General features: G+C 74.0%; 9 protein-coding genes and 1 riboswitch. Of the genes, 4 read left to right on the top strand and 5 right to left on the bottom strand.

The features are described from left to right. The first annotated feature begins 487 nt into the window (after positions 1–487). The gene (locus D450_RS0124090) at positions 488–1,822 is read left to right on the top strand and encodes a glycoside hydrolase family 16 protein (protein ID WP_017541184.1); all 1,335 of its coding nucleotides are present in this window, start codon (positions 488–490) and stop codon (positions 1,820–1,822) included. A gap of 546 nt (positions 1,823–2,368) precedes the next feature. Here D450_RS0124090 and D450_RS0124085 read toward each other — a convergent pair. Beyond that, positions 2,369–2,785 carry an SSI family serine proteinase inhibitor gene (locus D450_RS0124085; protein ID WP_017541183.1) on the bottom strand — a complete coding sequence of 139 codons (417 nt, stop codon included), beginning with the start codon at positions 2,783–2,785 and terminating at the stop codon, positions 2,369–2,371. Positions 2,786–3,064: 279 nt separating this feature from the next. Here D450_RS0124085 and D450_RS0124080 point away from each other — a divergent pair, with 279 nt between their 5' ends. Together D450_RS0124080 and D450_RS0124075 are read left to right on the top strand one after the other, a co-directional pair. After that, positions 3,065–4,459, top strand: a complete 1,395-nt coding sequence (locus tag D450_RS0124080; protein WP_017541182.1) for a sensor histidine kinase — start codon at positions 3,065–3,067, stop codon at positions 4,457–4,459. 37 nt (positions 4,460–4,496) lie between these two features. Next, the gene (locus D450_RS0124075; RefSeq protein WP_017541181.1) at positions 4,497–4,838 is read left to right on the top strand and encodes a hypothetical protein; all 342 of its coding nucleotides are present in this window, start codon (positions 4,497–4,499) and stop codon (positions 4,836–4,838) included. Between the two features lie 499 nt (positions 4,839–5,337). On the opposite strand, the gene D450_RS0124070 is transcribed toward D450_RS0124075, so the two are convergent. The 4 genes from D450_RS0124070 to D450_RS0124055 form a co-directional block, all read right to left on the bottom strand. Further along, complete coding sequence (locus tag D450_RS0124070; RefSeq protein WP_017541180.1) at positions 5,338–6,834, bottom strand: S28 family serine protease; 1,497 nt, start codon at positions 6,832–6,834, stop codon at positions 5,338–5,340. Positions 6,835–7,415: 581 nt separating this feature from the next. Next, positions 7,416–8,189, bottom strand: a complete 774-nt coding sequence (locus D450_RS0124065) for an ABC transporter ATP-binding protein (protein ID WP_017541179.1) — start codon at positions 8,187–8,189, stop codon at positions 7,416–7,418. Then, positions 8,186–9,289, bottom strand: a complete 1,104-nt coding sequence (locus D450_RS0124060) for a FecCD family ABC transporter permease (RefSeq protein WP_017541178.1) — start codon at positions 9,287–9,289, stop codon at positions 8,186–8,188. Before D450_RS0124060 ends, D450_RS0124065 begins: the two co-directional genes overlap by 4 nt. Further along, entirely contained in the window at positions 9,286–10,380 is a 1,095-nt protein-coding gene (locus tag D450_RS0124055) for an ABC transporter substrate-binding protein (protein ID WP_017541177.1), read from the bottom strand. Before D450_RS0124055 ends, D450_RS0124060 begins: the two co-directional genes overlap by 4 nt. A gap of 66 nt (positions 10,381–10,446) precedes the next feature. Further along, positions 10,447–10,631: riboswitch (cobalamin riboswitch) on the bottom strand. A gap of 275 nt (positions 10,632–10,906) precedes the next feature. Here D450_RS0124055 and D450_RS0124050 point away from each other — a divergent pair. After that, a complete protein-coding gene (locus D450_RS0124050) occupies positions 10,907–12,784 on the top strand; it encodes a carbohydrate-binding module family 20 domain-containing protein (protein ID WP_017541176.1) in 1,878 nt (625 codons plus the stop codon). Positions 12,785–12,995 lie beyond the last annotated feature (211 nt).

Here is a 12,995-nt window from a genome sequence, read left to right as displayed (position 1 = left end):
AGGGGGCGCGCACCCGGGGCGGGGACGCCGGTCACGCTGCAGCGGTCGCACCGCTCGGAAGGGCGCGGCCGACAGTTCCACCACACCAGCGGACATGACCGGGCTCTGACGGGGGCGGCGACGAAGGCGGAGGGCGGTCGATCGGTGCCGCCCGCCGGTGAGCGCGTCGTGGGCCTTGCGCCCGTCGGCCGAGTGCTCGGCGGTACCGGTCCGGGAGTACGGCCGCAGCGGCGCGGAGACCACGCCGCCCTTGACGGCGTGTCCACGGCAGGGTGTGGGAGCGCTTCCACTGATGAGCGGCCCCCCCTTGTAGGTGTCTGGGGGAGTCTGTATGGTTTGCCACCTATTCGTTCCGTGACGCCGTGGTGGCACGGCGTCATGTGAACGGCGTGCGCGATGTCCCCCCAGTCGAGCCGGGCCGATCCGCGCACGGCCCTACGCGGTGGACGCCGACCGCGAGGCCCGGCACGCAGTTTGGAGCTGTCGGATGAACCCGACCATCGCCCCCCGAAGTCCCCGCATCCCCGGAATCCTCCGGTCCCGTCGACCCCGCGGGCCGCGCACCCCGGGCACGGTCGTCCTCTCGGCGGCCGCGGTCGCCGTCCTGGTGGTCGTGGGGCTGGCCGCGCCGCAGGGCATGGCCCCGGCGGACGCCCAGCCCGCCCACCCGTCCCCGTCCTCCCCGGAGCCGCAGGCCGCACCCGGCGACCTGGTCTGGGCCGACGAGTTCGACGGACCCGCCGGGAGCGCTCCCGACCCCGCCAAGTGGCGCCACGAGACCGGCGACCACGGGTGGGGCAACGCCGAACTCCAGAACTACACCACCAGCCGGGCCAATTCCGCGCTCGACGGGAACGGCCATCTCGCCATCACCGCGCGCAGGGAGAGCGACGGATCCTACACCTCCGCCCGGATGACCACTCAGGACCGGTTCGAGCGCGCCTACGGGCGCTTCGAGGCGCGCGTCCGCATCCCCGAGGGGCAGGGCATCTGGCCCGCGTTCTGGATGCTCGGGGACAGCTTCCCCGACACCCCCTGGCCCGACTCCGGTGAGATCGACATCATGGAGAACATCGGCCGCGAACCCCACCTCGTACACGGCACGGTGCACGGACCGGGCTACTCGGGGGCGGAGGGCATCGGGGCCTCCTACGCCCACCCCCAGGGCCGGGCGTTCGCCGACGGCTTCCACGTCTTCGCGGTCGACTGGACCCCGGATGCCATCACCTGGTCGGTGGACGGCGTCGCCTTCCAGACCCTCACCCCCGCCGACCTGGGCGGCGACCCCTGGGTCTTCGACCATCCGTTCTTCATGATCCTCAACGTCGCGGTCGGCGGCACCTGGCCCGGCTACCCCGACGAGACCACCCGGTTCCCCCAGCAGATGCTCGTGGACTACGTCCGCGTCTACGACAACGGCACCGGAACCGGGGAACCGACCGGAACCATCACCGCACCCACCGGCATCTGCGTGGACGTGGCGGGAGCCGACACCGCCGACGGGACGCCGATCCAGGTCGCGCACTGCAACGGCAACCAGGCCCAGCAGTGGACCATGGCGGCTGACGGCACGGTCCGCGCCTTGGGCAAGTGCATGGACGTCGCGGGCGGCGGCACCACCGCGGGGACGGACGTGCAGTTGTGGGACTGCAACGGCACCGGCGCGCAGACGTGGACGTACTCCCCGGCCACGCGGGAACTGCGCAACCCGCGGTCCGGAATGTGCCTGGACGGGCGCGGCGGGAGCCTGGCCGACGGCACGCGGTTGCAGATCTGGACCTGCAACGGGGCCCAGAACCAGCGGTGGACGGTGCCCGCCTGACCGTTGGCGGCTCCGGTGAGGGGCCCGACCGCCGCTGAACCGCTCCCCGGAAGTCGGACTGGAGAATCCGGTTCCATCGGCCAGGGTGCAGTCGATCGTGAACCGGCCCCCTCACCGTGCCGGAACAAGGACCGTTTCACAGTCGGGATCGTGAGCCGTCAGCGCGCCTGCTCGCCGCCCTGCACCGGCCGGCGCCCTTGAATGCGATCGGGAGTGGTGAATTCACCACTCCCGATCGCCGCTCTCAATTCTGGGGGCCGCACGGCGAGAATAGGTCTTGACCAGGGGAAATGGAGTCGACCGTCTGGGTTTCGCCGGCCTGCGGCCCTTCCTGTCCTCGCTGGGGGAAAGGGGAGGAGTCTCCTCTTCGCTCTTTCCCTCCCGAGCCGGGCGTGGAGCGGGCGGCGCCCTTCGTGCCGCCGATCTCGGGAAAGACGGCCTTATCAAGGCACTTTTCAGGCCGACTTTCCCGAGGTCGGCACGGGGCCGGCCCGATAGGGCGCCGACGTTCCACCACTCCAGCCGAAGTCGTCGGGAACCGGCGGGCTAGAAGTCGAACACGCGGTCGGTCTCCACCTTGGCGGTGCACAGGTTGCCGAAGGTCTCGCGGTAGTCGACGGGCCGCTTGAACCAGTGGCCCGTGGCCGTGACCTCGACCGGCCGGTACTGCATCGTGCAGGGCTCGCCCGTGCTGCGCAGCATCTCGAAGTGGCCGCCGGCCTCGGTCAGCGCGTCGCAGGCCTCCGAGCGCTCCGGGTGCGATCCCCCCGAGGGGTGGCACCGCAGGGTCACCTTCGAGCCGTCCGAGCCGTCCTCGTACGTCCAGGCCAGCACCAGGCGCGATGCGGAGGGCTCGGCCGGCGGGGCGCCCGCGGGGGCGGCGTGCGCCGGGGGAGCGGCGATCAGTGCGGCCGCGCTCGCCGCCAGGCCCGCCACGGCCGCCTTCGTCTGACGGTTCAGCATCGGGGTCCTCTTCCTGTCTCCTGTGGTCGGTGGTCCCAGTGCGGGGTCGGGAGCGGGCGCGCGCCCCTCCGTCCGCGGCGCGCGTCCTACTACCGAACGTCATTGAACCGTGACTCATCGCACTGTGGGGGTGATTCGGAGAAATCCCCGCGTGTCCACGCCCGCCGATGCGGTAAAAACTGGACAAAAGTCCGATCGTGGTCTCCGTGTCTGGGAACGGCCCTTCTGTGTCCGACTGCGACGATCAGGGGGCGCACGACGGTCGGGGGGCGGATTCCGATGGGCATGTTGCGGCGGCTCCGGCCGCGCTCGATCCGGGGGCGGGCGACCGCCGGATCGCTGCTCATCGTCACCCCGCCGCTGGTGCTCGCCCTGGCCCTGGTCGGGATCGGGGCGGAGCACGAGGGGGCGCGGGCCCGCTACGACCGGGCGGCCGAGGCGGCGCGGCAGGTCTCCACGCACATCGGGACCCGCGCCTACGAGGGCCCCGTGCCGCCCGCCGCCGGAGTGGTGCGCATCCAGGTGGTGGACGCGCGGGGCGAGGTCGTGGCCGCCAGTTCGGCCATGCAGGGCCGCGCGCCGCTGACCGCCGCGCGGCCCGGGGACGGCGACTTCCTCGTGGAGGACTCCGCCTGCCCCGGGGGCGAGCGCGGCGCGTGCCTGAGCATCGTCGGCGTCGCCACCGGAACCGAGGCCTACGGCCCCGTCGTCGTCTACGCCGCGGTGGCCGACTCCGCCGCCGCCACGGGACCGCTCCTGGAGATCGGGCTGGCCTGCGTGGGCGTGCTCGTGCTGGTCGCCGTGGGCTGGATGGCCTGGCGCGGCGCCGGGCGGGCGCTGCGTCCGGTGGACAGCATCCGCCGCGACCTGGAGCGGATGTCGGCCCAGGACCTCGGGCGCCGGCTGACCATCCCCTCCACCGGGGACGAGCTCGCCGAGCTGGCCCGGACCGGCAACGCCACGCTGGAGCGGCTGGAGCGGGCGATGGACCGCCAGCGCAGCTTCGTCTCCGACGCCTCCCACGAGCTGCGCAACCCGATCGCGGGGATGCGTACCCGGGTGGAGGTGGAACTGGCCGACCCCGATCCGGAGCCGGGGGCGGCGCGCCGCGCGCTGGAGGGCCTGCTGCGCGACGTCGAACGGCTCCAGCGCATCGTCGACGACCTGTTGGAGCTGGCCCGGCTCGACGCCGACGCGGCCGCCGGCGGCGCCGAGGTCGATCTGGCGGCGATGGTGCTGGAAGAGGTCGAACGGCGGGTAGCACCCGTGGAGATCGTGGTCGAGCCGGGAGAGGGGGCGCGGGTGCGCGGCGACCGGGTGCGGCTCGGGCGGGTTCTGACCAACCTGCTGGCCAACGCCGAACGGCACGCCCGCGAGCGCGTCCTGGTGGCGGTGCGCACCGAGGGCGGTGCCGCCGTCATGGAGGTGCACGACGACGGGGCGGGCATCCCCGAGGTCGAGCGCGAGCGGATCTTCGAGCGATTCGCGCGGCTCTCGGAGTCGCGCCGCCGGGACCCCGGCGGCTCGGGCCTGGGCCTGGCGATCTCGCGCGGGGTCGCCGAGGCGGGCGGCGGGACGCTCACCGCCGGTGCCAGCCCGGTGCTGGGCGGGGCGGTGCTGGTGATGCGCCTGCCGCTGGCCGGGAACGGGGCCGGGACCGGTGACGGCGGATGATGCACGGCACCGGAAGAAGCGAAGGAGGGGACGGGCGATGACCGAGCGCGATCCGGAGTGGGAGTCCGAGCGGTTCGGAGGCGACGACGAGCGCCTGCGCGGCGAGCGGCGCGAGGAGGAGCGCCTCGAGGCGGAGATGGGCGACGACGATCAGGAGGTCGACGTCGGCCTGTGGGAGCGCTACATCGAGGACCCTCCGGAGGGGGAGGTCGAACCGTCCGACACCGACGAGGAGGACCGGCCCGGCGGCCTCGGGATCTCGCAGGAGGTGGCCGAGGAGACCCGCAGGGGCGAGCGGGACGCACCGCTGAACGAGTACGAGGAAGGCGGACCGGACGGCCCCGAGGACGGGGCCATGGACGTCCGGCGGGAGGAGTGAGTCCCGCCGGGGGCGCTTCGCAGGCCGTCCGGGCCCTGTCAGGGCCTGCGGCCGACCGGCGTGCCGGGCACCGGTCCCGGTCCACCAGGGCGGTGTCCCGGCGCCGTCGCCCCCGGCCGGAGCGCACACGGCAGTCGAAGACCCCGGCACCGAGCTCTCCGGAAGTCGCGCGGGGGAGAGAGCCCGGCCGCCGGGCCCGGCCCAGGCGGGGAGCACGGGGCGGGGCCCGTGCCCGGGCGCCTGCCGGGCCACGGCCCGCTGATCGGCGCAACGCGCCGATCAGCCCGGCCTCGGCACAGGGCGGACACGGAGCATGGCACCGTTCTCCGTACCCACCGGACGTCCCGATCCCCCAGGAGACCGTCGATGGGGGCCGTGCATCCCGGTCGGCGGTCGCAGGCCCCCGGCGGCGCGGGCGGCGCGGCGTTCCAGGAGACGCTCGCCACCGGGCCGACCGGGGGCCGGGCGCACCCGTGCCGCGCCATGAGGTCTCCCGCCGTCAGCGTCCCGGCAGGGTGGGCGGCATGCCCTGCTCGCCGGCCCGCTCCTCTTCCGCACGGCCGTCGAGTTCGGCGTCATAGGGCGCGATCGGGCGCTCGTCCGCCTCCTCGTCCACGCCCGCATAGCGCAGGACCGCTGCCGTGGCCGCTTCCTCGTCCGCGGAGTCCAGGGACAGGATGGACGCGTAGTGGTTGGTCCCCGGCGCCTCGAACGCGTAGCTGTCCTCGGTCCAGCGGCCAGGGCGGTACCGCTCCGCGCTCCACGGGTCGTCCTCGCCGTAGACGAAGAGCATGTTCTCCGCCCGCGCGCGCACCCAGAAGTCGGTGCCCCAGGTGAGGCGGGGGTCGAACGGCCCCATCTCCACCTCGGCGGGCACGTGGTCGCGCGCGCTCAGGCCGGGGTAGCGCAGCAGGTGGTCGAGGTGGCGCGCCCGGGGGCGCGGGTCCCCCAGTTCGGTCCCGGCCTGGTAGTAGTACGGCGAGTACCGCTCCACCACCTCGTCGGTGAAGAAGGCGACGCCGTACGTCCGGTCCAGCCACGACCACAGTTCGGCGTCGGAGGCGTCGGGCGAGGGGATCGACGCGCAGCCCTCCTCGCTCCCGGACTGCCAGAACCCCCAGGCCAGGTCGCGCACGACGGCCTCCAGGGCCTTGTCGGCCGAGCCCATGATCCGCTCGAACGAGGCGTCGTTGCGCTCGGCCCAGTCCTCGTAGCGCTCGACCATGCTCTCGCGCCGCTCCAGGGTCTCCACCTGGACCTCCTCCAGCGCCCGCCGGCACTCGGCGGTGCCCACGCGTTCGAGCATCCGCTCGTAGGCCCGGTCGCCGGGCCGGTCGGCGTCGTTGGGGGCGACGTAGGCGACCACCCCGTCCATGTCCCCGGGGTGGAAGCGCTCGTAGAACACCGCGGTCATCCCGCCCTTGCTGCCGCCGGTGGCGATCCACTCGCTCGGGTAGAGGGGGTCCAGGGCGGTGAAGATCCGGTGCTGGTCGTCGGCGGCCTGCTCACTGGTCAGCGCCGACCAGTCCGCACCGGTGTCCGGGCGCGATTCGCCGAAGAAGCGGTATTCGAGCGACACCTGGTTGGCGTCGGCGATCCGGGCCGGCTCCGAGCGCGACGGCCGGGGGTCGGCGGGCAGTCCGTAACCGGAGGTGGAGAAGACGGTGGGGCGGTCGGTGCCGCGGTGCAGCACGGTCAGGCGCTGTTCGAAGGTGCCGGCGCCGGGGTCGCGGTGGTCGACGGGCTGGGTGTAGGCCAGCACGAAGAAGCGGTGCCCCTCGGCGGGCTTCTCCTCGATGAGCCGCATCCCGGGAACGGCCAGCAGCCGGTCGAGGATGTCCTCCCCGCTCCGGTCGGAGGCCGATGCGGCTGCGGGGTCGGCGGATGCGGCGGAGGCCGGTCCGGCCGTGGCGGGGGCGGGGGCGAGCAGGGAGCCGGCGAGCAGCGCAGCGGCGGCGGCCGCGGCGGCACCGAGGCGGGGGGACGGTCTGCGCAAGACGCACCTCGTGAGTGGAGTCCGGTGGCGGTCCGGTCGGCACGCGGTCGGCGCCCGACCGCAAGCAAACCTAGACAGACGGCACGAGCGGGGCAATGGGCCCCCGGCCCGCGGCCGGGCGCACGACCGTCGGATGCCGCCCTCGGGCCCTGTGCGGGGGGCGGCCCGGTGGAGCGCGTCGGCTCGAGGAGGGCGGTCTCCAGCGGCCACGGCCGCCGAAAGCCGCACCACTTCAGCGGACGCCGTCCGGGCGCGGGGTGCAACGGCCGTGCCGATTCGGCGGACGGAGAAGTGAACCCCATCGAGAGTGCTGGAATCACCACTTTGAATGCCTTCAGGTGGTGATTCCAGCACTCTCGATCTTCCGGCGCCATCGCGACGGCCGAGGAGAGTTCCACCGCTCCAGCGGACCCCGTCCCGCCTGGGGGATGGTGTCCTGCCGTGTGGTGGGACTTCGCCCGGTCGGTCTGAGCTGGAAGCGTATGGAACGCGGCGAGCCGTCGTGCGGCGGTCGAAGGGACCGGTCCTTCCACGGCCGTGCCCTTCCCCGAGGGGGCGGGCCGCCCGGCCCCTCGACCGGCTCACACCGGTCGGCCCGGCAGGAAGCGGACCGACGGCCTGGCCTCGGGGCCGCGCGGCTCCACCTCCGCGCGCACGCCGTACACCTCGGCGATGAGGTCCTCCGTGATCACCTCGGCGGGGGTGCCCGCGGCGACGGCCCGCCCGTCCTTCAGGACCAGGAGGCGGTCGCAGAACATCGCCGCCAGGTTCAGGTCGTGCAGGGCCACCACCGCGGTGACCTCCAGCCGGGCCACCAGGTCCAGCACGTCCAGCTGGTGGGCGATGTCGAGGTGGTTGGTCGGCTCGTCCAGCAGCAGCTCGTGCGGCCCCTGCGCCAGGGCCCGGGCGATCTGCGCGCGCTGGCGCTCCCCGCCCGACAGCGTGTGCCAGGCCTCCTCCGCCCGGTCGGCCAGGCCGACCCGCTCCAGCGCCCGCTCGACCGCGTCCTCGTCTGACCGGGACGGCGCCGACCACGCGCGCCGGTGCGGGATCCGCCCGAGCCCGGCGACCTCGGCCACGGTCAGGTCGGTCTCGGTCGCGGCGTTCTGCTCGACCACGGCGATGCGGCGGGCCGCCGTCCGGCGCCCCACCCGTGCCAGCGGCACCCCGTCCAGCTCCACCACGCCCGCGTCGGCGGGACGGAGCCCGGCCAGCAGGCGCAGCAGCGACGACTTTCCCGACCCGTTCGGCCCGAGCAGCCCGGTGGTGGTGCCGGGCGCGGGCGCGAGGCTCACCCCGTCGACCACCAGCCGGCCGCCGACCGACCAGGAGACCTCGTGTGCGAGCAGGCTCACCGGCGGCCTCCCGCGGACGCGCGGGCGGTGGGGCCGGCGGGGCGCGGGTGCGCATCGAGCGGACGCCGGCGCTTCGGCCCCGCCGAGCGCGACGGGCGGCCCCGGTAGAGGATGTACATGAACGCGGGAACTCCGATCAGCGAGGTCACCACCCCCACGGGAAGGTCCTGTGGGGCGAACACGTTGCGGGACAGCGCGTCGACCCAGACCAGGAAGACGGCACCGGCCAGCGCGCTCGCGGGAAGGACGTGCCGGTGGCCGGGGCCCGTCAGCGCCCGGACGGCGTGCGGCAGCACGAGCCCGACGAACCCGATCGCCCCGGCGCTGCTGACCAGGAACGCGGTGAGCAGCGCGGTGGCGAGCAGCAGCACCAGGCGGGTCCTGCCCACCGCCACGCCCAGGGCGGCCGCCGCGTCCTCGCCGAAGGCGAAGGCGTCCAGTTCCCGGGCGCGCGAGGCGAACACGGCCAGGGCGGCCACCAGGGCGGCGGCGCACGGCCACACGTCGTCCCAGCGCGCGCCGCTGAGCGACCCGAGCAGCCAGAACAGCACGCTCCGGGCCTGCTCGGCGTCGGCCGAGGAGTACACGATCAGCGAGGTGAGCGCGGAGAACAGCTGCATGACCGCCACCCCGGACAGCACCACCTTGGCGGTGGTGCCGCCGGAGAGCCTGCTGAGCAGCAGCACCAGCGCGAAGGAGACGCACGCGCCGGCGAACGCGCCGGTGGACAGGGAGAGCAGCCCGCCCCCGACGCCGAGGACCACCACCAGGACGGCGCCGGTCGAGGCCCCCGAGGACACGCCCAGCACGAACGGGTCGGCCAACGGGTTGCGCAGCAGGGACTGCAGCACCGCCCCGCAGACCGCGAGCCCGGCCCCGCACACCGCGGCGAGCAGCGCGCGGGGCAGGCGCAGCTCCCACACGATGCCCTCGCGCACCGCCGACAGCCCCGACTCGGGTCCGCCCGTCCGGGACCAGGCCACCGCCGCCACCTCGGGGACGGTGATCCCCGCCGGACCGAGGGCGGTGGCGGCGGCCACCGACAGGGCCAGGAGCACCAGGCCGGCGGCGGCCGCGGCCGCGCTCCGCCCCGCCGTCATGATGCCGACGACAGCGCGTCGGCGACCTGCTCGATGCCCTCGACCGTCCGGATCGAGGGGTTCATCGACGCGCCGCTCACCACGATGTAGCGCTCCTCGCGCACCGCCTCCATGTTCCGGGTGACCGGGTCGCTCTCCAAGAACTCGATCTTGGCCTCGGCGCTCTCGGCGGTCTGCGTCTCCCGGGTCAGGTCGCCCACCACGAGGTGGTCGGGGTCGCGGTCGGCGACGGTCTCCCAGTTGATCTGCGGCCACTCGTCGGAGGTGTCGTCGAAGGCGTTCTGCGCCCCCACGGCCCCGGTGATGATGCCCGGGGCGCCGCAGCACCCGGCCATGTAGGGGGCGTTGGAGTCGGAGAACCAGTACATGAGCGTGGTGTCGGAGGCGGTGTCGGCGTCGATCCCCTCGGTGGCGGTGTCGACGCGCTCCTGCAGGTCGGCGACGAGCTCCTCGCCGCGCTCCTCGACGCCGAACAGGTCCGCCAGCTCGCGGACCTCCCGGTAGACCGTCTCCATCTCCAGGGGCTCGTCGCGCGTGCCGTCGCCGCCGGTGCTGTTGTCCTTGCCGACGCAGTCGGCGGGGGAGAGGTAGGTGGGCACGCCCAGCTCCTCGAAGTCGTCCCGCTCGGCCACGCCGCCGGTGCCCATGGTCGAGGCGAACGAGGCGCCGACGAAGTCGGGCTCGGCGTCGAGGACGCGCTCGAAGGAGGGCATGTGCTCGGCGAGGCGGGGCACCTTCTCCTCCTCGTCCTCCAGCCCCTCCATGACCGGGTCGGTCCACTTGGCGGTGCCGGCCATGCGGTCGGCCAGCCCGAGGGAGAGCAGGATCTCGGTGGTGCCCTGGTCGAGGGCGACGGCGCTCTGCGGCGGGGCCGCCACCTCGACCTCCCGGCCGCAGTTCTCGATCGTCTTGGGGTAGCCGGCGGCCTCGGGGCCGGAGGCGTCGCCGCCTCCTTCGCCGCCTCCGGCGGAGGCGCATCCGGAGAGCAGGAGCGCCGCCGCGGCCAGGGCGCCGACGGCGGGGGCCGGGCGGGGGCGGCGGGCGGGACGGGGGACGGGGCTGCCGTGGGCAGCCGGGGCAGGAGTCGCCACGGAGGCCTTTCCTTACGCGGGGCCCGTGCGCGGGGCCGGCGGACACGTTCTCCCGAAGGCCGCGGGGCGGCCTGCCGGGGTCGGCCAGGTCTTCGGACTCGGGTTCGCACGGCCGGGGCGCCTTCCCGGACCGCGTTCGCGGTCCAGTGGCGTCGTGCCCCGGCCGTCCCCCTCACCGCTGCGCGCCAGTTCCGGATTCGCACCGGATTCCCTGTACGCCCTGATGGGGCGGCCGACGGCTGGAAACCGTAGCAGTCGGGGCCCTCGCGGGCGGAGGGCAGGGGCGCCTCCGGGAGGCGGCCGTCGGTGCACTCGTGCGCAAGTTTTTGCAGGACCCGGCCGTGGCCGGTGTGTCCGCGGAGGTGAAGGTGGTGTGAGGCCGTTCACATCGCCGGTCATTGCTGCTATGTTTCGGCACGTACTGAAAATTCTTGCAGTTATAGCAAGATCTTTACGTAGCGGTCGTTCCGCGCCGGTGCGGCACGGCCGCCCATCCCCCCGCACCCCCGCACACGAGGAGAGCGCGATGCCCCTCATCCTCCGAAGAACCCTCACCCTGGCCGCGGTGCTGCTGCTCGGCGCGGCCCTGCCGGCCGCGGCCCCCTGGCAGCCCGCGTCCGGGGCGCCCGCCGCCGCGGCCGCGTCCCCGGCCGCCGCCCCCGACGACGGCGGCGCCGTCGTCCACCTCTTCCAATGGCGCTGGGAGTCGGTCGCCCAGGAGTGCGAGGACGTCCTGGGCCCCAACGGCTACGCCGCCGTCCAGGTCTCCCCGCCCCAGGAGCACGTCGTGCTGGAAGAGGAGGGCTACCCCTGGTGGCAGGACTACCAGCCGGTCAGCTACCGCCTGGACGACACCCGCCGGGGCACCGCCGCAGACTTCCAGGACATGGTCGACCGCTGCCGCGACTCCGGCGTCCGGATCTACGTCGACGCGATCGTCAACCACATGACCGGCACCGGGTCGGTCGGGTCGGGCCCGGGCAGCGCGGGCGGCGCGTACGAGAAGTACTCCTACCCCGACCTGTTCGGCGACGGCGCCCACGGCTACACCGAGCAGGACTTCAACACCGCCGAGTGCGGCCGCGACATCGAGGACTGGAGCGACCCCTGGGAGGTGCGCACCTGCGAGCTGCTCGGGCTGAGCGACCTGGCGACCGGCGACGCCTACGTGCGCGAGCGCCTCGGCGACTACCTCGCCTCGCTCGTCGACATGGGCGTGGCCGGGTTCCGCATCGACGCGGCCAAGCACATGCCGCCCGAGGACCTGCAGGCCGTCGTGGACATGCTCCCCGGCACCGTTCCCGGGTGGAACGAGGCGCCCTATGTCTTCCAGGAGGTGATCGCCGACGCGGCGATCGGCGAGGACGAGTACACCGGGATCGGCGACGTGACCGAGTTCGAGTACCAGCGCCGGATCGGCCACGACTTCGCCGACGGGAACCTCCAGGGAGCCAAGGACCTGGAGGAGGGCAACCTGGCCTCGGACAGCGCGGTCTCCTTCGTCGTCAACCACGACACCCAGCGCTCCGAGCCCACCCTGACGCACGGGACCGACCGGGACCGCTACGACCTGGCCCAGGCCTTCCTCCTGGCGCACGGCTACGGCACGCCCAAGGTGATGTCCAGCTACGCGTTCACCTCCACCGAACAGGGCCCGCCCATGGCGGCCGACGGGACCACCGAGGCCGCCGACTGCTCGGAGGAGCGCTGGGTGTGCGAGCACCGCGCGCTCAACGGGATGCCGACCTTCGCGAGCGCGACGGCCGGCGAGGAGGTGTCCTGGGTCGACGACGGCTCACAGCAGGGGCGGGTGGCCCTGGAGCGCGGCGGCGCGGGCTTCGCGGCCTTCAACGCCACCGGTTCGGAGTGGAGCGTCGGGTTCGCCACAGCGCTGCCCGACGGGACCTACTGCGATGTCGCGTCCGGGACCTTCGCCGACGGCGCCTGCGACGGAGCCGCCGTGGAGGTGGCCGGCGGCCGTGTCGAGGTGTCCGTCCCGCCGGAGGGGGCCGTGGCCCTGCACACCGGTGCGGTGGTGGAGTGCGCCGACCCCGGCGGCTGCGACTCGGGCGGGGACCCCGGGGACCCCGGCGCGTGCACGGAGGTCGAGGCCGTCTTCGGCCCGACCGTGGAGACCTTCTACGGCCAAGGGGTGTACGTCGCCGGGTCCGTCGAGGAGCTGGGCGGCTGGGACACCGGCCGGGCGCTGGAGCTGTCGACCGACGAGGGGGCCTACCCCGAGTGGAGCGGCTCGGTCGGGCTGCCGCCGGGGGCGGAGTTCGAGTACAAGTACATCAAGAAGGACCCGGACGGCACGGTGGCCTGGGAGTCGGGCGGCAACCGCACGGCGGTGGCCTCCGGTGACGGGTGCGCCGTGGAATTCGGAGGCGAATGGCGCGACTGACCCCGCATCGCCGCCGAGCGGCGCGCCTTGAGCGATGAGCCCGGCCCCGGTCACCCGGGGCCGGGCTCTAATACTGCAACGACAGGTCGGTCGAGGAGCCCGCGGACGTCCAGGATCTATCAGGGTATCCGCCGACACCGACACCGGCAACGGCAACGGACGCGAACGGACGCTGTCCGACGGGACGGCTGGTGCCCCGCTCACGGGCCGC

The sequence above is a fragment of the Nocardiopsis halophila DSM 44494 genome, assembly GCF_000341245.1.
Lineage (GTDB): Bacteria > Actinomycetota > Actinomycetes > Streptosporangiales > Streptosporangiaceae > Nocardiopsis_A > Nocardiopsis_A halophila.
This window is presented reverse-complemented; position numbering and strand designations above follow the sequence as displayed.

Excerpts from the sequence above, each read along its gene's own strand:
- D450_RS0124090 (WP_017541184.1), top strand. The coding sequence starts at position 488 with ATGAACCCGACCATCGCCCCCCGAAGTCCCCGCATCCCCGGAATCCTC.
- D450_RS0124060 (WP_017541178.1), bottom strand. The coding sequence starts at position 9,289 with ATGACGGCGGGGCGGAGCGCGGCCGCGGCCGCCGCCGGCCTGGTGCTC.
- D450_RS0124080 (WP_017541182.1), top strand. The coding sequence starts at position 3,065 with ATGGGCATGTTGCGGCGGCTCCGGCCGCGCTCGATCCGGGGGCGGGCG.
- D450_RS0124085 (WP_017541183.1), bottom strand. The coding sequence starts at position 2,785 with ATGCTGAACCGTCAGACGAAGGCGGCCGTGGCGGGCCTGGCGGCGAGC.
- D450_RS0124050 (WP_017541176.1), top strand. The coding sequence starts at position 10,907 with ATGCCCCTCATCCTCCGAAGAACCCTCACCCTGGCCGCGGTGCTGCTG.
- D450_RS0124075 (WP_017541181.1), top strand. The coding sequence starts at position 4,497 with ATGACCGAGCGCGATCCGGAGTGGGAGTCCGAGCGGTTCGGAGGCGAC.